Source organism: Mycobacterium sp. SMC-2 (assembly GCF_025263485.1).
Taxonomy (GTDB): domain Bacteria; phylum Actinomycetota; class Actinomycetes; order Mycobacteriales; family Mycobacteriaceae; genus Mycobacterium.
Window position 1 is genome coordinate 4620189 of record NZ_CP079863.1, and the last position, 19163, is coordinate 4639351.

Genomic DNA, 19163 nt, shown 5'->3' on the forward strand with positions numbered 1-19163 from the left:
ATTGGTGCCTCTAGCTACGGGTGTTCGTCGTGGCAGCTTATTGGATCGGTTCGTCGCCGAGCACGGTCGTGCGCAGCATCTCGCGCTGCGACGTGGGATCGTAGGGGGCCGCGCGGTGGAGTACTCCGCGGTTGTCCCAGATGACGGTGTCCCCCACTGACCATTCGTGCCGGTACACCTTGTCCGTGTCCGTGGCCCGCTCGAGCAATTCCTGAAGCAGCGCTCGGCCCTCGTCGAGATCCATGCCCACCACGTAGTCGGCCGACGCGCCCAGCACCAGCGACTTGCGGCCACTGCGGTGCGTCCACACCAGCGGGTGTTCATGCGTGCGCCGGGATCGCCAGCGGGCCACCTGCTCTGGACCGGCGTCCGGATAGACGCGGCGCTGCGAGGCCTCTAGTGAGTGCACGACGCGAAGCGAGCCGAAGCGATCCTTCTCCTCGTCGCTCAATTCGTCATAGGCGGCATAAGAGTTGGCGAATTCAGTCTCGCCGCCCCATTCGGCGACCTGCACGGCCGAGAGCACGGTGGCCTTCTGCGGGCACTCGTCGCCGAGCGGGGTACAACCGTCGATGTGCCAGTCGAACGTGGCCTTCAAGATTTCCGCCGAGGAGTTCTTGGCCGGGTTCAGCGAGATGGGGTAGATGCCTGCGACCGGGTGATGGCCGTCAGCGGAGTGATCGACCGCGCCGAGTAGACGGCAGAAGGCGACCTGGACCTGCGGATCGAGATGTAGACCGCGGAAGACCAGAACGCCGTTGTCCTCCAACGCATCCAGGACCGCCCCGCCGACCGGGTCGCCGGGAACCAGCCGGGCCGGTTCGAGGCCGGTGACTTCCGCGCCGACGGACGCGGTGAGCTTGTTGATGGTGAGCAGACTCATGGTCTGTCCTTCCTGATGAAGGTGCGGGGGTCTCGCCGTCAGGGCGCTGGCTCGACGGTGCGGATCATGACCGCGTCGGCGGCGCTGACCGGCGTGGGTTGGTGCATGATCTCCACCGCCATCGCGACCATGATCAACGAATAGATCATGTGCAGCAGGTTGAGCGCGTCGTCAGGCAGGTTGTCCAGCGAGAACTTGTCGCAGTACTCGATGGCCTCCTCGAGCCGGGGGAAGAACGCGTCGTAGAACTCGTGCATGTCGGGCATCGTGCTGGTGATCCGGGCGTTCCAGCGTTCGGTTTCGGTTGCCAGACACCACTTTTTGGCGTACTTCTCCAGTTCGGCGAAGGCGCTGGGCAGCATCGCAGCATCTGACATCGGTCACACTCCTGCCGGCTCGGAGGCGCGTTCGCGCCGGTAGGCATCGACCCAGTCGACGACGACCTTGTGCAGATGGCGGACCAGGATTTCTTGGTCGTTGAGTGGAAACTCGTCGACGATGCCGTATTCCAGTGCCGCCTGGGTCCCACCGAGCATCCCCGCGTCCTGCAGCGCGAACTCCTTGAGCACCACCGACGCCACTTCGTGTTCGACGCGTTCGCGGACGCTGCGGGCGGGGTGGAAGTACGTGTAGGCCTCGAAGCGATGCGTGTTGTGTGAGGTGGGCCAGTACCGGTAGAGCAGATACCAGCCGCCGTAGATCAAGATCTCGATGTTGGGGAAAATCTGGAAGTTGCTGATTCCCCAGGGTTCGATGCCGCCGGGGTTGAGGCCGGGCGGCAATGCGCCGATATCCGGTGTGCGCCAGGGGCCGACCAGTCCGCTCTGGGTGGCCCGCTCGATGGGATACATATACTCGGGCGGCAGCAGCCACCGCCGCCGCCCGGCGGTCGACACCAGCCGGTGCGGACCGTCGAGTTGGAAGTGCCCGCAGGTGAATCCGGCGTTGGGGTCGCGCACGTCGGGGGGCACTTGCTGTGGATGCAGGGAAGGTACGTGGTAGTACTCCTGAAACGCGTCGGCGAAGATCTTCCAGTTGCTGTTGTTATGCGCGACCCACTCGTAGCGTTCCGTCAATTTGTCGAAGGGGTAGCCGTCGAGACCGGTGACCATGGGCCCGAGGAATTCCCGCAGGGTCTGCCGTGGTTCGGCGTCGAAGTTGATGAAGATGAACCCGTTCCAGACGTCGCAGCGCACGGGCCGCAGGCCGTACTCGGACAGGTCCAGATCGAAGAACTCGCCTTCCTGCTGAACGAATTTCAAGGCGCCCTCGAGGTCATAGCGCCACCCGTGGTACTTGCAGGTGAATTGCCGGCAGTTGCCTCGCGTCTCCTGGTTGGGAAAGTCGTTCCACACCAACTTGTTTCCCCGGTGACGGCAGACGTTGTAGAAGGCGCGGATGCGCTCGTCTCGGCCCTTCACCACAATGACCGAAGTCCCGACCACCTCGATTTCTTTGGTGAGGTAGCTGCCGACGCGGGGCAACTCCTCGACCCGGGCGACGTTCAGCCAGGCACGTTTGAAGATCGCCTCGCGTTCGAGTTGGTAGAACTCCGGCGAGGTGGAGTCGCTGAACGACACCGGACCGGTGCCCAGTCCGGGATAGTGTTCGGTCCAGGAGCCCTCCGGTGGCCTGCCTGCTCGCGTCATCTGAACCTCCTGATCGACCTCACAACACCGCCCCGCCGTTGACGCCCAAGACCTGGCCGGTGATGAACCGGGCTTCCTCCGAGCACAAGAACCCCACCGCCGCGGCGACGTCCGCCCCCGCGCCCAGGTAGCCCAGCGGGATGTTGGCGGCGATCTGCTCGTTGGATGGCAGATAGCCGGCGGCCTGACCCTGGTGCTGCATCGGCGTTTCGATGCCCGACGGCGGGATGTTGTTGACCGTGATCCCGTGCGACGCATACTCGCGCGCAAGCGACTTGGTCAAGGTGATCACGCCGCCTTTGGATGCCGCGTAGTGGGCCGCATACGGTGAGCCGCGCTGGGCGCTAGACGACGAGATCATGACGATCCGTCCCCATTTCGCGTCGACCATGTCCGGCAGCGCGATTTGGCAGCAATGAAACGTGCCGGTGAGATTGACGTCGATGATGCGCGCCCACGATTCGGCGCTGATGTCGGCGAAGGCCGAAAACTCGAACATCCCGGCACTGGTCACCAACACCGCGACCGCACCCAACTCGCTGCGGACCTTGGCGAAAGCCTGCTCGAGCGCGGGCCGGTCGGTGACATCGGCACTTACGCCGATCGCCGTGACGCCCCCGGCGCGCAGGTCTTCGGTGACACGCTGCGCCGCTTGCTCGTTGACGTCAAGGACCGCGACCTTGTGCCCGCGCCGGCCCAGCTCGTGACAGGTGGCTTCGCCCATGCCCGAGGCGCCACCCGTCACCACGGCCACCCGGCTCATCGACCCTGCTCCATTGCGGCAGCTCTCCTGTCCAGTCACTCGTAGACCACGCGCACCGCGCGGCTGGTCGGCAGCGCCTGGCAGGTCAGTACCCAGCCGTCGTCGACCTCGTCGGCCTCGAGTGCATCGTTGTTGAGCATCCGGGCGCTGCCCTGCGTCAGCCGCGCCATACAGGTTGCACAGGAACCTGTTTCGCACGAGTACGGCGCGGCCAAGCCCGCCATGCGGGCGGTCTGCAGTAAGGTGTCGCCCGCACTGTAGGCCACCGTGGTGGTGCGCCGATCCAGCTCTATGGTCACTTCCTCGGTCACGACCCCGTCGCGGTCGGGCGGCCCCGCCCCGGCGGCCGCAGTGGGCTCTGGCATCTCCCGAACAATATCAACTACTTGTTATTATCATCAACTACTAGAGATACGCGCCCGGCGCCGGACGTCAGCCCTCGACGTGATCGTTGAAAAGCTCATGGCCCGTGCCCTTTTCGACCACCCGGCCCAGCAGCTCACGCAAAGTTTGCTGCTCCTGCTTGCTGAGGACGCCGAACACCTTCTCGTGAGCGGCGATCGCGTCGTTGACGACGGTCGCCGCGACACTGCGGCCCTCCCCGGTGAGGTAGGCCTGCAGAATTCGGCCGTGCTGGGGATCGCGTTTTCGTTCCACCAGGCCGCGGCGCTCGAGGGCGGTCAGCGCGAGCTGAACCCCTTGCGGGCTGATCAACAGGCGTCGGGCCAGCTCGGCGCCGGAAAGGCCGGGCTCGTTGGCGAGTTGGCGCAGCACACCGATCTGGGCGGTGCTGACCCCGTGCACTCGCATCGCGTCGTTGATGGTGGTCAGCGAGTAATAGAAGGCCTGCTTGAGCAGCCACAGGATGTTATCGGTGAGTTCCATGGCCACCTCCCTGCTCGAAGACCTCGCCACCCTTCATGACGAACGACACCTCCAGAGTGGTGTCGATGTCGTGGGAGGGATCCCCGGGCACAGCGATGATGTCGGCGAGGTAGCCGGGCGCCAGCCGGCCCAGCTCGTCGTCGGCATCGATGAGCTCCGCGGCCACCACCGTGGCCGACCGGATCGCCTGCATCGGCGTCATGCCGCGCTTCACCAGTGCGCCAAGCTCCTTGGCGTTGTGGCCGTGCGGGATGGCCGGCGCGTCGGTGCCACACGCGATCCGCACTCCGGCGGCAATCGCCTTCGGCAGCATGGCCTTCGCCCGCGGGAACACCTCTTCGGCTTTCCTGCGCAGCTCCGGCGCGATCCGGTCGACCGCCATCGCCTCGGTCAAGTAGGTGGTGGACACCAGGAAGGTGCCGTGGTCGACCATCATCTGGATCGTCTCGTCGCTGGCCAGGAATCCGTGCTCGATGCAGTCGATTCCGGCGCGGATGCACGCCTGGATCGCGGTATCGCCGACGGCGTGCGCGGCCACCCGCACCCCGGCCCGGTGGGCTTCGTCGGCGATCGCGGCGAACTCGGCGTCGGAATATTGCTGGGCACCCGGGGCCGTGCTGTGGGACATGACCCCGCCGGACGCCGACACTTTGATCAGCTTCGCGCCGTGGCGGATTTGATAACGGACGCAGGCGATCACGTCCGGAACACCGTTGGCGATGCCTTCGGCCACCGATAGCGGCATGACTCCGGGCGCGAGCCGCTGGAACACCGTCGGATCCAGGTGCCCGCCGTAGGGGGTGACGGCGTGACCGGCGGGATAGATGCGGGGGCCGGCGTGCCAGCCCTGGTCGATGGCGCGCTGCAGCGCAACGTCGAGCAGGTAGCCACCGGTCTTGACCATCAACCCCAGGTTGCGCACAGTGGTGAAGCCGGCCTCCAGCGTGGTGCGCGCGTTGACCGCACCGCGCAGGGTGCGATAGGCCGGGTCGTCCTGGACACCGTGCATCGGCGCCGGTAGGCCTTCCGGTCCACCCGGGCCGCCGATCAGCAGGTTGAGTTCCATGTCCATCAGGCCCGGCAGCAGCGTCACGTCGCCCAGGTCGATGACGGTGGCCGAATCCGGCACGCCGCCTGTGGGATTGACGGCGGCGATGCGCTCACCCTCGATCACCACGACCGCAGGCGAGCGAACCCGGCCGTCGACCACGTCGCCCCACCGCGCCGCGCGCAGGACGGTTGTCATGGAACGGGCTCGGACACGCAATCCAGGGTGGAAGCACCGGAGTCGGGCACCCTTGGTTGCTTCCAGCACTCCACCGGAAACGACACCATGATCATCGAATACAGCAGGTGCATGAGGTTCAGCACGTCCTCGGGCAGGTCGTCGAGGGAGAACTTGTCGCAGTACGCCAGGGCCTCCTCCGCCCGCGGCGTGATCGCGTCGTAGAACGCCGTCATCTCGGTCATGGTGCTCGCCAGCCTCTTGGCATAGCGCTCCGGTTCGGAAGGCAGGCACCAGTCCGCGAACCGCTCCAGATCGGCGAATTCGCTTGGCAGCACGCGGGACATCGCGCTCACACCCCCGCCTTGGACGTGCGGCGGTACCGATCGATCCACGCCGCGGTCTCCTTGTGCAAGTGTCGCAGCAGTATCTCCTGGTCGTTGAGCACGAACCGGTCGACCACCCGCGACTCGATCATGCTCTGGGTCGCCTCGAGCGTGTTTGCGTCCTGCAGGCCGTATTCCTTGAACGAGACGGCCGCCAGTTCCTGGGCGACGCGCTCACGCGGGGTGCGCGGCTCGGGGAAGTACAGCGTTCCCTCGAAGATGTGGGAATTATACGAGGTAGGCCAGTAGTGGTAGGTCAGATACCAGCCCTGGCCCCAGAACAGCACCACGAAGTTGGGAAACAACTGGAAGGAGTCCAGCCCCCACGGATCGCATTTCGCCGGGTTCAGCCCGGCCGGCATCTCCCCGAGATCGGGCTTCTCCCACGGACCGAACAGTCCGCTCTGGCAGATGTCCTCGATCGGCTTGCGCATCTCGGGCGACATCTCCCAGGCCCGCACCCCCGAGGTGCTGACCAACCGGTGCGGGCCTTCCAATCGGTAGTGCGGGGCCTCAAATCCGGCCTCGGCGGCCGCTTTTGAGTAAGCGCTCGGTGACTGGTTCGCGTGCAGCACCGGCGCGTGATAGAACTCCTGGAACGCGTCCATGTAGAGCTTCCAGTTCGCCTTGACCTCCGAGCGGTAGTGCCAGCGAGAAGTCATCTTGTGGAACGGATAGCCCTCCAGCGCGGTGACCATCGGCCCGAGGAATTCGCGCAACGACTGTTCGGGCTTCTCGGCGAAGTTGACGAAGATGAAGCCCTCCCAGACCTCGCAGTGCACCGGCACCAACCCGTAGCGGCTCTTGTCCAGGTCGAAAAACTCCTCCTCCTGCTGGACGAACGTCAGGTTGCCGTCCAGGTCGTATCTCCAGCCGTGGTACTTGCAGGTGAACTGACGGCACACACCGCTGGTCTCCTCGAGCGGCATGTCGTTCCACACCAGCTTGTTGCCCCGGTGGCGACATACGTTGTGATACGCCTTGATCTCCCCGGATTTCGTGCGCACCAAGATAATCGAGGTGTTGACGGCCTTGAGCTCTTTGGTGAAATAGCTGCCCGTACGCGAGAGTTGTTCGACGCGGCCAACATTGAGCCAAGCGCGCTTGAAGATGGCTTCGCGCTCCAACTCGTGGATCTCCGGGCTGATGGAGTCCTCATACGAGACCGGTCCGGTTCCCAGCTCGGGGTAGTGCTGGGTCCAGCTGCCCTCCGGCGGCTTGGGGAATCGAGCCATGACCGCTCCTATCCGATCCGATCTCGCCGGGGCCACCCGACGGGCGGTTTACCCCGAACTGCCGCGCGCCCACCGGTTTCAGTGATTTCGTAGGGCTCCGTCGGGCCCGACGGTATATGCTCGACCGGATAATCGCAAGTAGTTGATACTACCGATGGGAGTCCTCGATGGATCAAGACCTCGGGTTGCGGATCGCTCCGGGCCGCTCCGTACTGTCGCACGCGGAGGCATTCGAGGTCATCTCCCCGCACACCGAGGAACCCATCGCCGAAGTGGCCGCTGCCGCACCGGCGGACGTCGACACTGCGGTCAAGGCCGCACACGCGGCACTGGACTCCGGGGCCTGGGGCAGGACCGCCCCCGACGAACGCATCGCGGCGATCCGGCGACTCGCCGACGCCTACGACCAGCGGCGCGCAGAGATGGCGGGCATCATCACGGCCGAGATCGGCGCACCTATCACCTTTTCGCAGCGCGCCCAAGTCGGCCTGCCCGCGATGATGATGCGCGCGTTCTGCGACCTCGCCGAGCGGCACACCTGGAGCGATACCCGTCGCGGGTTCTTCGGCGCCGACGTGCGCGTGCAGAAGGAACCCGTCGGCGTCGTCGCCGCAATCGTGCCGTGGAACATGCCCCAATTCCTCATCGCCACCAAGCTGGTGCCGGCGCTGCTCGCCGGCTGTGCCGTCGTGCTCAAACCCGCCCCCGAATCACCCTTGGACGCATTGCTTTTGGCCGAGATGCTCGACCAGATCGACCTGCCCCCGGGTGTGGTCGGCGTCCTGCCCGGCGACCGGAGCGTCGGCGAACTCCTGGTATCCCACCCTGGTGTGGACAAGGTGTCGTTCACCGGATCGACGGCGGCGGGGCGGGCCGTCGCGGCCGCCTGCGCGGCGAACCTCACCAAGGTCAGTCTCGAGCTGGGCGGCAAGTCGGCCGCGATCGTCCTGGACGACGCCGCGCCCGAGGCGGTCGCGGCCGGCGTGCGATCGGCCAGCCTGTCGAACAGCGGTCAAATCTGCAACGCCCTCACCCGCGTTCTGGTCCCCCGCCACCGCGAGGACGAGTACGTCGACGCACTCGCTGCCGAGATGACCGCCCTGCGAGTCGGCGATCCCGGCGATCCCGCAACCCAGCTGGGCCCGCTGGTCTCGCGCCGCCAACAGAAACGTGTTCGCGAGTACATCCAGATCGGCCAGGACGAAGGCGCACGGCTCGTCACCGGCGGGACCGACATGCCCGACGGGCTCGACCGCGGCTGGTACGTCGCCCCCACCCTGTTCGCCTCGGCCGACAACACCATGCGCATCGCCCGCGAAGAGATCTTCGGACCCGTGATCACCGTCATCCCCTATCGCGACGAGGACGAGGCCGTCGCAATCGCCAACGATTCCGACTACGGCCTGGCCGGGTCGGTGTGGACCGCTGACACCGACCGGGCTCTGTCGCTCGCCGGGCGGGTACGTAGCGGCACTCTCGGGATCAACCAGGGCTACACCATGGACCCGTTCGCACCCTTCGGCGGCGTCAAGGGCAGCGGATACGGTCGCGAACTGGGGCCCGAGGGCATCGACAGCTACCTGGAAATGAAATCCATCGCGGTCTTGTCATAGTTGGGATCGGTAATCGGCAGCGGCCGCAAGAATTTCGCTAGTCAGAACAGCGAAAGGAACGCTTCGTGGACACCATCCGCGCCCTGAAGAAGGTCGTTGCCGCCGCGACGCTCTCGGGCGGCCTGGCGGTCGCCGGTGCCGGTCTCGCCGCGGGCACCGCCCGGGCCGACAACCCCGACTGGGGGCCAGCCCACCAGTGGTGCCCGGGGCAACCGCTGCCCGCGACAGGCAACCATGTCACTGACCCATTCCGCGGTTGGGATATGAACGTGTGCCACACCTACTACTACCTCTGGCCCGGGATGGGCAACGTCTCGAACATGATCTGGGACGGGGACAACCCGCCGCCGAAGCCGCCACCCCCGCCGGCCCTCATCACCAAAGACAACTGCCAGCAGATACTCGGAATCTTCTGCCCGAAGGCATAGCGTCACGCCGGTCCGGATTCGCGGTAACCTCATTCTCATCGCGCGAGCACCGCGCGGCGGAAGGGGACGAAGCGCTCATGGCCGACCTTGGCGACGACGTCGAAGTGACGCGCGGCGACCGCTTCATCAAGACGGCCGTCGAGATCCTGGGTGAAACCGGACGCACCGACTTCACCGTGCAGGAGGTCGTCGCACGGTCCAAGACGTCGCTGCGCGCCTTCTACCAGCATTTCAGCAGCAAGGATGAGCTCCTGCTGGCGCTGTTCGACCGGACCATCGCCCAATCGGTGCAGACCTGGCGCGCCGAGATCGACGGGCTGGACAGCACCGCGGCGCTCAAGCTGGTGATCGACCGCATCAGCCAACAGCCGGAATCGAGCACCCAGGACAGCCTCAATCGCGCGTTGACCCTCTACAACCAGCACTTGGCCGAGACCCGCCCCCGCGATTACGCCCGGGTGCTCTCGCCCTTGCACCGGCTGATCCGCGACATCGTGGGGCAGGGCATCACCGAAGGTGTCTTCAACCCGGGACTGGACGTCGGGGCGGCGGCCGCCATCGTCATGCAGACGGTGATGGGGGCGCAGCGATTGCATTGGCTGGGAACGGAACTCAACGGAACCCCGGTCGACGTCGGGCAACTGTATGAGTTCTGCAGTCGTGCCCTGGGCATCCCGGAAAGCGACGAGGAATCGAGCGCACCGTCGCTGGGCGAGCTATTCGCCCAGATCGGCATACGACCGGGGACCCGGGACGGCCAATTCGCGATGACGATGCCGGTGAGCCCGGCCGTCGTCAACACGTCCGGCGCGCTGCAGGGCGGCCTGATCGCGACGCTCGTCGACGTGGCGGGTGGACAGTTCGGCCTGGACTACCTGCAGCCGGACACCACGATGACGACGGCCGACCTCTTCATTCGCTACCTGCGTCCGATCCGGCAGGGCGCGGCGTTCGCAGTGCCCAGGATGCTGCGTTCCGGCAGGCGGGCGATGGTGATGCAGGTGGACATCTACGGCGACGCCGACGACGAGCTCGTGGCGACGGCGACCGTCAACTTCGCCGTCATCAACGGAAAGACGCCGAAGCTTCCCAACTGGCCGGACGCTTAGACGGCGACCACGCGCCACGCCGGCGTGGCAGTCGTCGTCGAACGTCATGCCAGCGCGGCGACCGAGCCCGCTGGGTGCGCTACACGCGACGCGACCAAAGTGGTAACGTCATTACCACCTACCGAGAATCCAAGACTTCTCCCAAGGAGATCGCCATGCCGTCTCGCGAACTTTCCTTCCCCGTGTTCGACGCGGACAACCACATGTACGAGCCGCAAGAGGCGCTGACCAAGTTCCTGCCGGACAACCGCAAGAACGTCATCGACTACGTGCAGGTGCGCGGCCGCACCAAGATCGTGGTGCGCGGCCACATCAGCGAGTACATCCCCAACCCGACGTTCGAGGTGGTGGCCCGCCCCGGCGCCCAGGAGGACTACTTCCGCCACGGCGCGCAGGGCAAGAGCTACCGCGAGATCCTCGGCGAGCCCATGAAGGCCATCCCTGCCTTCCGCGAACCCGGCGCCCGGCTGGAGGTCATGGACGAGCTCGGCATCGACTACGCCCTGATGTTCCCGACGCTGGCCAGCCTGGTCGAGGAGCGCATGAAGGACGACCCCGAGATGACCCACGACGTCATCCACGCGCTCAACCAGTGGATGTACGAGCAATGGTCGTTCAACTACCAGGACCGCATCTTCGCCACCCCGGTGATCACCCTGCCCATCGTCGAACGCGCGCTCGAAGAACTCGAATGGGTCTTGGAGCGCGGCGCCCGCACCGTGCTGGTCCGCCCGGCGCCGGTGCCCGGCTACAAGGGCAGCCGCTCGTTCGGGCTCGAGGAATTCGATCCGTTCTGGCAGGCCTGCATCAAAGCCGAGCTGCCGGTTTCGATGCACGCCTCGGACAGCGGCTACTCAGAGTTCGCGAACGTGTGGGAGCCAGGCGACGAGTTCCTGCCGTTCAAGCCGACCGCCTTCCGCAGCTTCGCGATGGGCCATCGGCCGATCCTGGACGCGATGGGCGCGCTGATCTGCCACGGCGCGCTGTCGCGCAACCCGGAGCTGCGGATTCTGTCGATCGAAAACGGCGCCGACTGGGTGCCCGACCTGTTCAAGGGCCTCAAGGGCGTCTACAAGAAGATGCCGCAGTCGTTCAGCGAGGACCCGATCGAGGCGTTCAAGCGCTGCGTCTACATCACCCCGTTCTGGGAGGACCGGTTCACCGAGATCGTCAAGATGGTCGGCACTGACCGGGTGCTGTTCGGCTCCGACTGGCCGCACCCGGAAGGCCTGAAGGACCCCATCTCCTTCGTCGACGAGCTGACCGATTTCAGCGAGGAGGATGTCGCCAAGATCATGGGCGGCAACCTGATGAAGCTGATGAAGGTTTCCGCGCCGGCGAAGAAGCCCGTCTCGGCCTGACCGGCCGTCGGTGCCGGACGGCTCGGCATCGGCGAAGACAGAGACCACCCCTTCGTCTCCAACAACGCGAGGCGAACGTCGGGGCCGCGAAGAGGTCGGGCCTCAACTCGGCCTCCGCCCATTCTCGGGCCGTAACCAACGAGCGCTCAAGGAGATTGGCAAGCCCGTCTTCTTCGTCGAGGGGCTGGTACAACTGCGTCGACGATCGTGTCGGGATCGCCCATGGCTTGCTCTCTGTGCGCGTGGTCGTTGGTGCGGCCAGCCCCAACGCCCCACGACCCCGCAAGTACCCGCCGACGGCGCGTGTAAACCGGCGTGGCGGGGTATACGGCACGATGCTGACGCGGGTTCTGCGGTCGGAGCGATGGAGGACAGATGAGCGTGGCATCGGAAGGCCGGGCGCCGGTCAGTATCGACGCCGACGTCGAGTTGCTCGCCGGGCAGATTAATGCCCTCGAAGCTTTGGGTCGAAAAGGTTCGGTCGACGACGCCGAGCTCTACGACTTCAGCGTCCGTTGGGGCGCGGCGCTGGCGGGACGACTGCCCCGGCTGGTGCACTACAGCTCGCTCGGTCTGCTCGACGGCGCGGACCGGCAACGGTTCCAGTCGCTGTGTGAAGACCTCCGCAGGGTTTCGGATCTCGCCGAAAGGTTGCGGCTACCGCGCCCGGTGCTACCCGGCGACCAGGCCGCGGCGGCAAAGGATCACCGTCGTCTCAGGATGCGGTTGCGCTCTCCGAAGCGCCGTGACTGAGAAAGTCGCTCTGCGGCAACACGATCCCGGTGCGTGGCCTGGTGCAATCCGGGTTGCGGCAGGTCAGCGCCACCATATAGGCGTCATGGTCCTCGTTGAGGAACAGGAATCCGAGGTATAGGGCGTGACCCACGTCGAAGTCGGTTCCGCCGCACTGCTCGCAGTGGCCGCCCTTGGCGGAGACGTTTTCCAGAACACGGTGCCGCGCAGCGGAATTCAGGTCGATGAGCTCGGGCCGCACGGTCGGGTCCTCATCGGTCATGTCAAATCTCCACGTCCTTGTCGTAGTGGACATGATCCTCACGCCAGCCACCCAGCCCCTTGCCGATGCCGGAATAGTCGTTGACGAACTCGATCCCGTTGATCCACTTGACCATCTTGAAACCGACCTGCGTCTCCACCCGCAGCCGCAGGGGTGCGCCATGTTTGATGGGCAACGGCCGGCCGTTCATCTCATACGCCAGCAGCGTCTGCGGCTTATAGGCGAGCTCGATGTCCATCACCTCATAGAACTGGCCCCCCGGTAGCTCTGCCGCGGGTTCGTCGCGCCCGGTCTCCTGCATGCTCAGGAAGCAGATGTACTTGGCTTGCGGCAACGGCCGCACCACATCCGCCAGCCGGGCCAGCAGAATTCCGCTCCACTCGCCGATGCTGGTCCAACCTTGCACGCAGTTGTGCAGCGTCCGCTGCGTCTGCCGCTCGGCGAGCGCGCGTAGCGCGGCCAGATCCAACGTCACCGGGTTTTCGACGAGTCCGCCGACCGGCAGCCGCCAGTCGACGAAGTTGTGGACCGCCATGACTTTGTATTCGGTGCTGGCAGGCGGCTTTCCGTTGATCCGGTGATCTTTGGTCAACTTGCGGGCCGGGTAGTTCTGCCGAGAATTCAGCGGGCGCAGCAACAGCAGCCGGGCGCCGGTCACCGCGGCACCGAGTATGCGGTGAACCTGGACTGGGTAGCGCAGGCTCCATTTGGTGGCCGCGACGTGGATGGCGACGATCGCCCCGATGATGATCAGCGACAGCGCCGTAGCCCAATTGATGTTGCGGACGGAGCCGAAGATCATCGACGCCGTCAGTTGGCCCCAGCCCCAGAAGAAGATCATCGACAGATGAATCGCGATGAAGACGACGAAGGCCAACAACCCCAGGAAATGCAGGCTCCGGGCCGATTGCCGGCCACCCCACATCCGCACATACCACGGAAAGCGCGCCTCGATCGCCGGCGACTGTGCGGCCCCGGTGAGGATCTGGAACGGTGCGAGGATGAAAACGACGCCCGCATAGGTCAGCTTCTGAATGGCGTCCAATGGCTCACCGGGGAGCAGCGGCGGCAGGTTGAACGACATGTACGTGACGATGTCATTGGCGGCCTCGGGAAAGATCGACCACGAATAGGGCCAGTACCGGTGCCATTGACCGGTCGTGAAAAGCAGGACGTAGTACGACAACCCGAGCAGAATCCAGCAGATCACCGAGAAGAAGTGCCAATGGCGCCCCATCCCCAATTTCTTGTGACCGGGCAGCGCGACCAACGAACTGTAGGACTCTTCTTCGTCGAGGGTGTCGTACAGCCGGTCGCGCGGCATTACCTTGCGGGTAAAGCGCGCCCATTCGCTGCCGGGTTTGCTGTCGTCGTGCCAATACAACTTGGGGTGGGTGGAGAGTATCTCGATGCCGCTGCGGATGATCAGGGTGACGAACAGGACGTTGAGCCAGTGATCCACTCGCAGCCACACCGGGTAATCGAGCGTCGTCATGCCTGGGCTCCAGTCAGTCGTACCAATGCTGCCGTTGCGGGTAGGCCACGTTGATGCCGGACAGCACCGTCGTGTGCACCGCGATGAAGCCGGCGGCGAACACCAGTGCGAAAGTGCCCGGCGTCAGGTCCCATCGGCCGGTCAGCGCTTCCAGCCCGGCTAGGGTGACCCACCGGCTGACCAGGTAGATGGCCAGGAAGGCCAGGCAGACCAGACTGCCGAAGTACCAGCCCGCCTGTGGCACATGCGGTTTGAGGGCGAACACCATCGCGGCCGCCGCCCCCAGGCAGCCGATTGCCAGCAGAGCCGAGTAGACACCGAAGTACCAGGGTGTCGGCTCCCTGATAAAGACGTATGCATGCACGGCCACCAGACCCATCAGTAGCGATCCGCCGAGTGCGGTCACCGTTCGCGGCAGGTTGAAGGCGACCCAGCCGTTCAGGGTGAGCACCGGTGAGGACACGATGCTCTGCCAGCGCGAGATCAATCGCCCTAGGAAGCCATTGACCATTGGCGCGTGATACCCGCGCAGAGTAATTACAAACAGGGCTGGTTAAATCGACGGGTGACCGGCGCAGCCGCGCCACGCTGGGAAAATTGGTGCATCGAGCACCGGACTGCCGTTGATACCCTTTACTTCGGTGTCTGGCGAGTGCTCAACGCTTTGTGACCAGCTTGCGGGACTCGGTTGGAGAACGGGTCCGTAGGAGGAACGGCCAATGGCCGCTGACAGAGACTGGGACAAGACCGTGGGTGCGGCCGACGATGTGCGCCGCACCTTCGATAACGTCCCCGCGCTGTTGGTTGGGCTCGAAGGGCCCGACCACCGCTTCGTCGCGGTCAACGCGGCTTACCGCGCACTCAGTCCGCCGGTCGACAGCATCGGGCTGCTGGTGCGTGAGGTCTATCCCGAGCTCGAGGGCCAGCAGATCTTGCAGATGTTCGACCGGGTGTATCAAACGGGCGAGCCGCAATCGGGGACCGAGTGGCGGGTGCAGGCCGACTTCGAAGGCTCGGGGGCAGCACAAGAACACTTCTTCGACTTCATCGTCACCGCGCGGCGCGGCGACGACGGCTCGATCGACGGCGTGCAACTCGCCTTCGTCGACGTGACCGACCGGGTGCGGGCACGGCTGGCCGCCGAGTCGCGCATGCAGGAGTTGTCCGAGCGGTACCGCAACGTCCGCGATTCGGCCACCGTTATGCAGCAGGCGTTGCTGGCTCCGTCGGTCCCGGTCGTTCCCGGCGCCGACGTGGCCGCCGAGTACCTCGTCGCCGCGGAGGACACCGGGGCGGGCGGCGACTGGTTTGATGCGGTCCCCCTTGGGGATCGACTGGTTGTCATCGTTGGCGACGTCGTGGGCCATGGCGTCGAAGCGGCCGCGGTGATGTCGCAATTGCGCACCGCGCTGCGGATGCAGATCTTGGCGGGACATCCGATCGCCGAGGCACTGGCGGCGGTCGACCGGTTCCACGAACATGTGCCCGGGTCGAGGTCTGCCACCGTGTGCGTGGGATCGCTCGACTTCACCACGGGCGAATTCCAGTACTGCACCGCCGGTCACCCGCCGCCGCTGCTCGTCACGGCGGAGGCCGCCGCGCGCTACCTCGAGCCGTCTGGGGCCGGCCCGCTGGGCAGCGGCACGGGTTTCCCGGTGCGCACCGAGTTTCTTGACGTGGGCGACACGGTCATGCTTTATAGCGACGGTCTGATCGAACGCCCGGGCCGGCCGCTGATGGCCAGCACCGCCGAATTCGCCGATCTGGCCGCGAACGTCGCCGGCGGTCAAAGCGGGTTCGTCATCGAGTCCTCGGCACGGCGCATCGACCGTATCTGTTCGGAGACTTTGGAGCTGCTGCTGCGGTCGACCGGCTATAACGACGACATCACCCTGCTCGCGGCGCAACGGCGCACGCCACCGCCACCGCTCCAGATGACGCTGGACGCCACGATTCACGCCGCACGCGCGGTTCGCGCCCGCCTGCGCCAGTGGCTCTCCGACGTCGGCGCCGCCGCCGACGACATTTCCGACATCGTGCACGCGGTCTCCGAATTCGTCGAGAATGCGGTCGAACACGGTTACGCCGCAGAGGTTTCCGACGGAGTCGCCGTTGAGGCGTCGCTGGCCGGAGACGGCAAGCTGTACGCATCGGTCATCGATCACGGGCAGTGGAAGGATCATCGCGAGGGCGAGCAGGGCCGCGGCCGCGGACTTGCCATGGCCGAAGCCCTGGTGTCCAGCGCGCACGTCAGCCACGGTCCTGGCGGGACCACCGCCAGCTTGACGCACCGCCTGTCGCGGCCGGCCAATTTCGTCACCGACACGCTCGTCACCCGGAGAGACCAGCAGCGGTCGATGAACTCCGAATTTGCCTCCGTGGTCACCGAACCGGGCCGCATAGTCGTCAACGGCGACGTCGACTCCAATTCCGCATCCACCCTGGATCGCCAGATTGCGGTCGAAAGCCGTTCCGGCGTAGCGCCATTGACGATCGACCTCAGTGCCGTGACCCAGCTCGGCTCGGCCGGGGTCAGCGCGCTGGCCGCCGCCCGCGAGCGAGCGCTACGACAGGGCAGCGAGTATGTGCTGGTGGCTCCGCCGGGAAGCCCAGCGCACCATGTCCTGTCGTTGGTACAACTCCCCGTTGCCGGTGGGCTCGCCGAGAACCTCGTCGCGGAGGGCTAGGGGCGGTCGGACCGCTGGCCGTGCCGCACCTGCTTGAATGGCACGCCGCGGTCGGCCGCGAATTCCCGTGGGAGGCCCAGCACCCGCTCGCCGATGACGTTGCGAGCCATCTCCGTGGTGCCGCCGCCCATCGCGACGGTCTGGCGGGCCAGGTAGCGCAGCCCGGTTTCCAGGCCTTCGCCGGGTTCCCCGACGACCCCGGCGCTTCCCGCGATCGCCATGGCGGTGTCGACATCCACGAACACGGTCTCGGCGTGGAACAGCCGGATGAGCGTGCCCGCGGCCGGCGGCAGCGTGCCGTCTCGGACGCTGCGGTAGACGTGGCCGATCAGCTGCTCGGCCACCGCGCGCTGTACCAGTGCGCGGCCGGCCATCTGCTGCACGCGTTCGTTACCGGCCTGCCCCGTCTTTTCGATAAGGCCCACATAGTCAACCGGATTCGCGTTACCACCCTCGCTACCGCTCCCGCTGGCAAACTCCGACCCTTGACCCACCGCGCGGCGCTCGTGATACAGCTGTCGCGACGCCACCGCCCAGCCACCGTCGACCTCCCCGACGACGGCGTCGCCGCCGACGTCCACCTCGTCCAGGAACTCCTCGCAAAACTCGGTGGAACCGCTCAGCATGGTGATGCGCCGCAAGGTGATTCCCGGATGGGCGATGGGCACCAGGAACATGGTCAGGCCCTCGTGCTTGGGCACATCCCAATTGGTGCGGGCCAGACACAGCCCGTAGTCGGCGGCGAAGGCGCTCGTGCTCCACGTCTTGGCCCCATTGAGTATCCAGCGGTTGCCGCGACGTTCGGCTCGAGTGATGACGCCGGCCAGATCGGATCCCCCGCTCGGCTCGGACAACAACTGCACCAGAACCTCGTCGCCGCGCAGCGCCGCCGCGATGTGTCGCTTCTTTTGATCCTCGCTGCCGGTGTCGAGCAGTGTGGCGCAGCAGATCGTGAACGTGGGAGTGTTGAGAATCAGCGGCATCTCGTAGGCGAGGGATTCCGCGTCGAACGCCTTCTGATACTCGTAGTCCAGGCCGAGGCCGCCGTACTCGCGGGGGAAGCAAATGCCGGCGAATCCCCCTTCGTAGAGCCGCTTTTGCAGTTCCCGGGCCCGCACCCAGGATCGCTCGTCGTCGCGCGGGGCGGGCGGCGGGGACTCGGGGTCGATAGGGGGCATGTTGTCCGCCAGCCACGCCCTGGCCCTGGCGGCGAAGTCGGCAACGGATTCGGTCGCCGTCATCGGTTCGACCGCCCCGCCTTCTCGTATTCGTACACGCGCAGGTTGTGTTCCTCTGGTGTCCCGAACATGGAGCGGTACAACGTGACCCGGCGCAGGTAAAGATGCAGGTCGTGTTCCCAGGTGACGCCGATGCCCCCGTGCATCTGCACGCAGGCCTGGACGATCTGGCCGGCCATCTCGCCCACGTAGGACTTGGCCACGCTGGCCGACATGCCCGCCCCGGGCGCGTTGGCGGCGACGTCGGCGACCGCCGCGGCCGTGGTGGCGCGACAGGCTTCCAGCCACAGCTTCATGTCGGCGAATTTGTGTTTGAGCGCCTGGTAGGACGCCAGCGGACGCCCGAACGTGTGCCGATCCAGCGCCCACTGCGCGGTCAGGTCGAACACCGTCTGCAACGCGCCGACCACCTCGGCGCATTGCAGGACCTGTGCGATGTGGCTCTGCCGGTCTACCAGCGCGGCGGTCTCGGCGGCGGTGCCGACGGCCGCGGATCGGTCCACCATCACACCGTCGAAACGCACCCGGGCGTATTGCTTGACCAGGTCGACCGACTGCTGGGGCGTGACCGTGACGCCCGGCGCATCCGTCGGGACCAGAAACTGGCGAAGCTCGTTACCGCAGCGCACCACCACCAGCAGCACCGCGCTCTGCGCGCCCGCCTCGACCCGGTCCTTGGCGCCGTCGATGCGATAGCCCGAATCGGTCGGCGTGGCCGTCACCGACGGATTCAGCGGCGCCCAGCCGCGGCCCGGCTCCGAAACCGCCCACGACGCCACCGTTTCACCGGACATCAACGCCTCGATGGTGGCGGTGTGCGGCCCGGGGTCCGCGCACTCGACAAGCGCGGCCAGCACGACGCTGACCGGATACAGGGGCCCGGGCGCCACCGTCTTGCCGAGCTGTTCGGCGACGATGGCCAGATCGGCCAGACCGCTGTCCGAGACGCTGCCGCCGCCCAATTCCTCCGGCACCAGCAGGCCCGTCCAGCCCAGCTCCGCGGCGCGCCGCCACCATGCCGGATCGAACGACACCCCCGCGGCGTGCAACTCGCGCACGCGGCGCAGGGGCGCCTCCTTTTCCAGGAAGGCTTGGGTCGTCGAGGTGAACAGCGTCTTCTCGGGAGAGTCGAGTGTGGTCATGCTGCCTCTCGTGGAGAGTTCGCCGGCGTTTTCGATGGTAGCAACGGGC

19 protein-coding genes and 1 pseudogene are annotated in these 19163 nt (G+C 66.0%); 6 read left to right on the forward strand and 14 right to left on the reverse strand.

Annotation, left to right across the window (positions count from 1 at the left end):
- Positions 1-37: 37 nt before the first annotated feature.
- From KXD96_RS21610 to KXD96_RS21650, 9 genes and pseudogenes are all read right to left on the reverse strand, one after another.
- Complete coding sequence (locus tag KXD96_RS21610; protein WP_260739676.1) at positions 38-883, reverse strand: TauD/TfdA family dioxygenase; 846 nt, start codon at positions 881-883, stop codon at positions 38-40.
- Positions 884-921: 38 nt separating this feature from the next.
- Positions 922-1260 (reverse strand): hypothetical protein, encoded by a 339-nt coding sequence (locus KXD96_RS21615; RefSeq protein WP_260739679.1) that lies wholly within the window; start codon positions 1258-1260, stop codon positions 922-924.
- Positions 1261-1263: 3 nt separating this feature from the next.
- Entirely contained in the window at positions 1264-2532 is a 1269-nt protein-coding gene (locus KXD96_RS21620) for an aromatic ring-hydroxylating dioxygenase subunit alpha (RefSeq protein WP_260739681.1), read from the reverse strand.
- Between the two features lie 19 nt (positions 2533-2551).
- The gene (locus tag KXD96_RS21625; RefSeq protein ID WP_260739683.1) at positions 2552-3295 is read right to left on the reverse strand and encodes an SDR family NAD(P)-dependent oxidoreductase; all 744 of its coding nucleotides are present in this window, start codon (positions 3293-3295) and stop codon (positions 2552-2554) included.
- 35 nt (positions 3296-3330) lie between these two features.
- A pseudogene (locus KXD96_RS21630) lies at positions 3331-3603 on the reverse strand (2Fe-2S iron-sulfur cluster-binding protein); the annotation flags it as partial.
- A 124-nt stretch (positions 3604-3727) separates the two neighbouring features.
- Positions 3728-4180: a MarR family winged helix-turn-helix transcriptional regulator gene (locus KXD96_RS21635; protein ID WP_260739686.1), complete on the reverse strand. Its 453-nt coding sequence runs from the start codon at positions 4178-4180 to the stop codon at positions 3728-3730.
- Positions 4164-5426 (reverse strand): amidohydrolase family protein, encoded by a 1263-nt coding sequence (locus KXD96_RS21640; protein WP_260739687.1) that lies wholly within the window; start codon positions 5424-5426, stop codon positions 4164-4166. The genes KXD96_RS21635 and KXD96_RS21640 overlap by 17 nt, the downstream gene beginning before the upstream one ends.
- Positions 5423-5752 carry a hypothetical protein gene (locus tag KXD96_RS21645; RefSeq protein ID WP_396878874.1) on the reverse strand — a complete coding sequence of 110 codons (330 nt, stop codon included), beginning with the start codon at positions 5750-5752 and terminating at the stop codon, positions 5423-5425. Before KXD96_RS21645 ends, KXD96_RS21640 begins: the two co-directional genes overlap by 4 nt.
- A gap of 5 nt (positions 5753-5757) precedes the next feature.
- Complete coding sequence (locus KXD96_RS21650) at positions 5758-7026, reverse strand: aromatic ring-hydroxylating dioxygenase subunit alpha (RefSeq protein WP_260739690.1); 1269 nt, start codon at positions 7024-7026, stop codon at positions 5758-5760.
- 167 nt (positions 7027-7193) lie between these two features.
- Here KXD96_RS21650 and KXD96_RS21655 point away from each other — a divergent pair, with 167 nt between their 5' ends.
- The 5 genes from KXD96_RS21655 (at position 7194) to KXD96_RS21675 (ending at position 12290) form a co-directional block, all read left to right on the forward strand.
- A complete protein-coding gene (locus KXD96_RS21655) occupies positions 7194-8639 on the forward strand; it encodes an aldehyde dehydrogenase (protein ID WP_260739691.1) in 1446 nt (481 codons plus the stop codon).
- A gap of 65 nt (positions 8640-8704) precedes the next feature.
- Positions 8705-9067: a hypothetical protein gene (locus tag KXD96_RS21660; protein ID WP_260739692.1), complete on the forward strand. Its 363-nt coding sequence runs from the start codon at positions 8705-8707 to the stop codon at positions 9065-9067.
- A 77-nt stretch (positions 9068-9144) separates the two neighbouring features.
- A complete protein-coding gene (locus KXD96_RS21665) occupies positions 9145-10176 on the forward strand; it encodes a hotdog fold thioesterase (protein WP_260739693.1) in 1032 nt (343 codons plus the stop codon).
- Between the two features lie 155 nt (positions 10177-10331).
- Positions 10332-11537 (forward strand): amidohydrolase family protein, encoded by a 1206-nt coding sequence (locus KXD96_RS21670; RefSeq protein ID WP_260739694.1) that lies wholly within the window; start codon positions 10332-10334, stop codon positions 11535-11537.
- A gap of 375 nt (positions 11538-11912) precedes the next feature.
- Entirely contained in the window at positions 11913-12290 is a 378-nt protein-coding gene (locus KXD96_RS21675) for a hypothetical protein (protein ID WP_260739695.1), read from the forward strand.
- Here the strand turns inward: KXD96_RS21675 and KXD96_RS21680 are convergent.
- The 3 genes from KXD96_RS21680 to KXD96_RS21690 are packed head-to-tail and all read right to left on the reverse strand — an operon-like array spanning position 12253 to position 14558.
- Positions 12253-12552, reverse strand: a complete 300-nt coding sequence (locus tag KXD96_RS21680; RefSeq protein ID WP_260739697.1) for a hypothetical protein — start codon at positions 12550-12552, stop codon at positions 12253-12255. The two genes, KXD96_RS21675 and KXD96_RS21680, sit on opposite strands and share 38 nt — an antisense overlap.
- Before the next feature lies 1 nt (position 12553).
- Entirely contained in the window at positions 12554-14047 is a 1494-nt protein-coding gene (locus KXD96_RS21685; RefSeq protein ID WP_260739698.1) for a molybdopterin-dependent oxidoreductase, read from the reverse strand.
- A gap of 13 nt (positions 14048-14060) precedes the next feature.
- Complete coding sequence (locus KXD96_RS21690; RefSeq protein WP_260739700.1) at positions 14061-14558, reverse strand: Sec62 family protein translocation protein; 498 nt, start codon at positions 14556-14558, stop codon at positions 14061-14063.
- Between the two features lie 208 nt (positions 14559-14766).
- Here KXD96_RS21690 and KXD96_RS21695 point away from each other — a divergent pair, with 208 nt between their 5' ends.
- On the forward strand, positions 14767-16734 hold the full coding sequence (locus tag KXD96_RS21695; RefSeq protein ID WP_260739703.1) for a SpoIIE family protein phosphatase: 1968 nt from the start codon (positions 14767-14769) through the stop codon (positions 16732-16734).
- Here KXD96_RS21695 and KXD96_RS21700 read toward each other — a convergent pair.
- Positions 16731-17975: an acyl-CoA dehydrogenase family protein gene (locus KXD96_RS21700; RefSeq protein WP_260739705.1), complete on the reverse strand. Its 1245-nt coding sequence runs from the start codon at positions 17973-17975 to the stop codon at positions 16731-16733. The two genes, KXD96_RS21695 and KXD96_RS21700, sit on opposite strands and share 4 nt — an antisense overlap.
- On the reverse strand, positions 17972-19114 hold the full coding sequence (locus KXD96_RS21705; protein WP_260739707.1) for an acyl-CoA dehydrogenase family protein: 1143 nt from the start codon (positions 19112-19114) through the stop codon (positions 17972-17974). Before KXD96_RS21705 ends, KXD96_RS21700 begins: the two co-directional genes overlap by 4 nt.
- Between the last annotated feature and the right edge of the window lie 49 nt (positions 19115-19163).

Excerpts from the sequence above, each read along its gene's own strand:
- KXD96_RS21670 (WP_260739694.1), top strand. The coding sequence starts at position 10,332 with ATGCCGTCTCGCGAACTTTCCTTCCCCGTGTTCGACGCGGACAACCAC.
- KXD96_RS21635 (WP_260739686.1), bottom strand. The coding sequence starts at position 4,180 with ATGGAACTCACCGATAACATCCTGTGGCTGCTCAAGCAGGCCTTCTAT.
- KXD96_RS21620 (WP_260739681.1), bottom strand. The coding sequence starts at position 2,532 with ATGACGCGAGCAGGCAGGCCACCGGAGGGCTCCTGGACCGAACACTAT.
- KXD96_RS21695 (WP_260739703.1), top strand. The coding sequence starts at position 14,767 with ATGGCCGCTGACAGAGACTGGGACAAGACCGTGGGTGCGGCCGACGAT.
- KXD96_RS21685 (WP_260739698.1), bottom strand. The coding sequence starts at position 14,047 with ATGACGACGCTCGATTACCCGGTGTGGCTGCGAGTGGATCACTGGCTC.
- KXD96_RS21610 (WP_260739676.1), bottom strand. The coding sequence starts at position 883 with ATGAGTCTGCTCACCATCAACAAGCTCACCGCGTCCGTCGGCGCGGAA.
- KXD96_RS21625 (WP_260739683.1), bottom strand. The coding sequence starts at position 3,295 with ATGAGCCGGGTGGCCGTGGTGACGGGTGGCGCCTCGGGCATGGGCGAA.
- KXD96_RS21690 (WP_260739700.1), bottom strand. The coding sequence starts at position 14,558 with ATGGTCAATGGCTTCCTAGGGCGATTGATCTCGCGCTGGCAGAGCATC.
- KXD96_RS21645 (WP_396878874.1), bottom strand. The coding sequence starts at position 5,752 with ATGTCCCGCGTGCTGCCAAGCGAATTCGCCGATCTGGAGCGGTTCGCG.
- KXD96_RS21615 (WP_260739679.1), bottom strand. The coding sequence starts at position 1,260 with ATGTCAGATGCTGCGATGCTGCCCAGCGCCTTCGCCGAACTGGAGAAG.
- KXD96_RS21700 (WP_260739705.1), bottom strand. The coding sequence starts at position 17,975 with ATGACGGCGACCGAATCCGTTGCCGACTTCGCCGCCAGGGCCAGGGCG.
- KXD96_RS21655 (WP_260739691.1), top strand. The coding sequence starts at position 7,194 with ATGGATCAAGACCTCGGGTTGCGGATCGCTCCGGGCCGCTCCGTACTG.
- KXD96_RS21665 (WP_260739693.1), top strand. The coding sequence starts at position 9,145 with ATGGCCGACCTTGGCGACGACGTCGAAGTGACGCGCGGCGACCGCTTC.
- KXD96_RS21675 (WP_260739695.1), top strand. The coding sequence starts at position 11,913 with ATGAGCGTGGCATCGGAAGGCCGGGCGCCGGTCAGTATCGACGCCGAC.
- KXD96_RS21640 (WP_260739687.1), bottom strand. The coding sequence starts at position 5,426 with ATGACAACCGTCCTGCGCGCGGCGCGGTGGGGCGACGTGGTCGACGGC.
- KXD96_RS21650 (WP_260739690.1), bottom strand. The coding sequence starts at position 7,026 with ATGGCTCGATTCCCCAAGCCGCCGGAGGGCAGCTGGACCCAGCACTAC.
- KXD96_RS21705 (WP_260739707.1), bottom strand. The coding sequence starts at position 19,114 with ATGACCACACTCGACTCTCCCGAGAAGACGCTGTTCACCTCGACGACC.
- KXD96_RS21680 (WP_260739697.1), bottom strand. The coding sequence starts at position 12,552 with ATGACCGATGAGGACCCGACCGTGCGGCCCGAGCTCATCGACCTGAAT.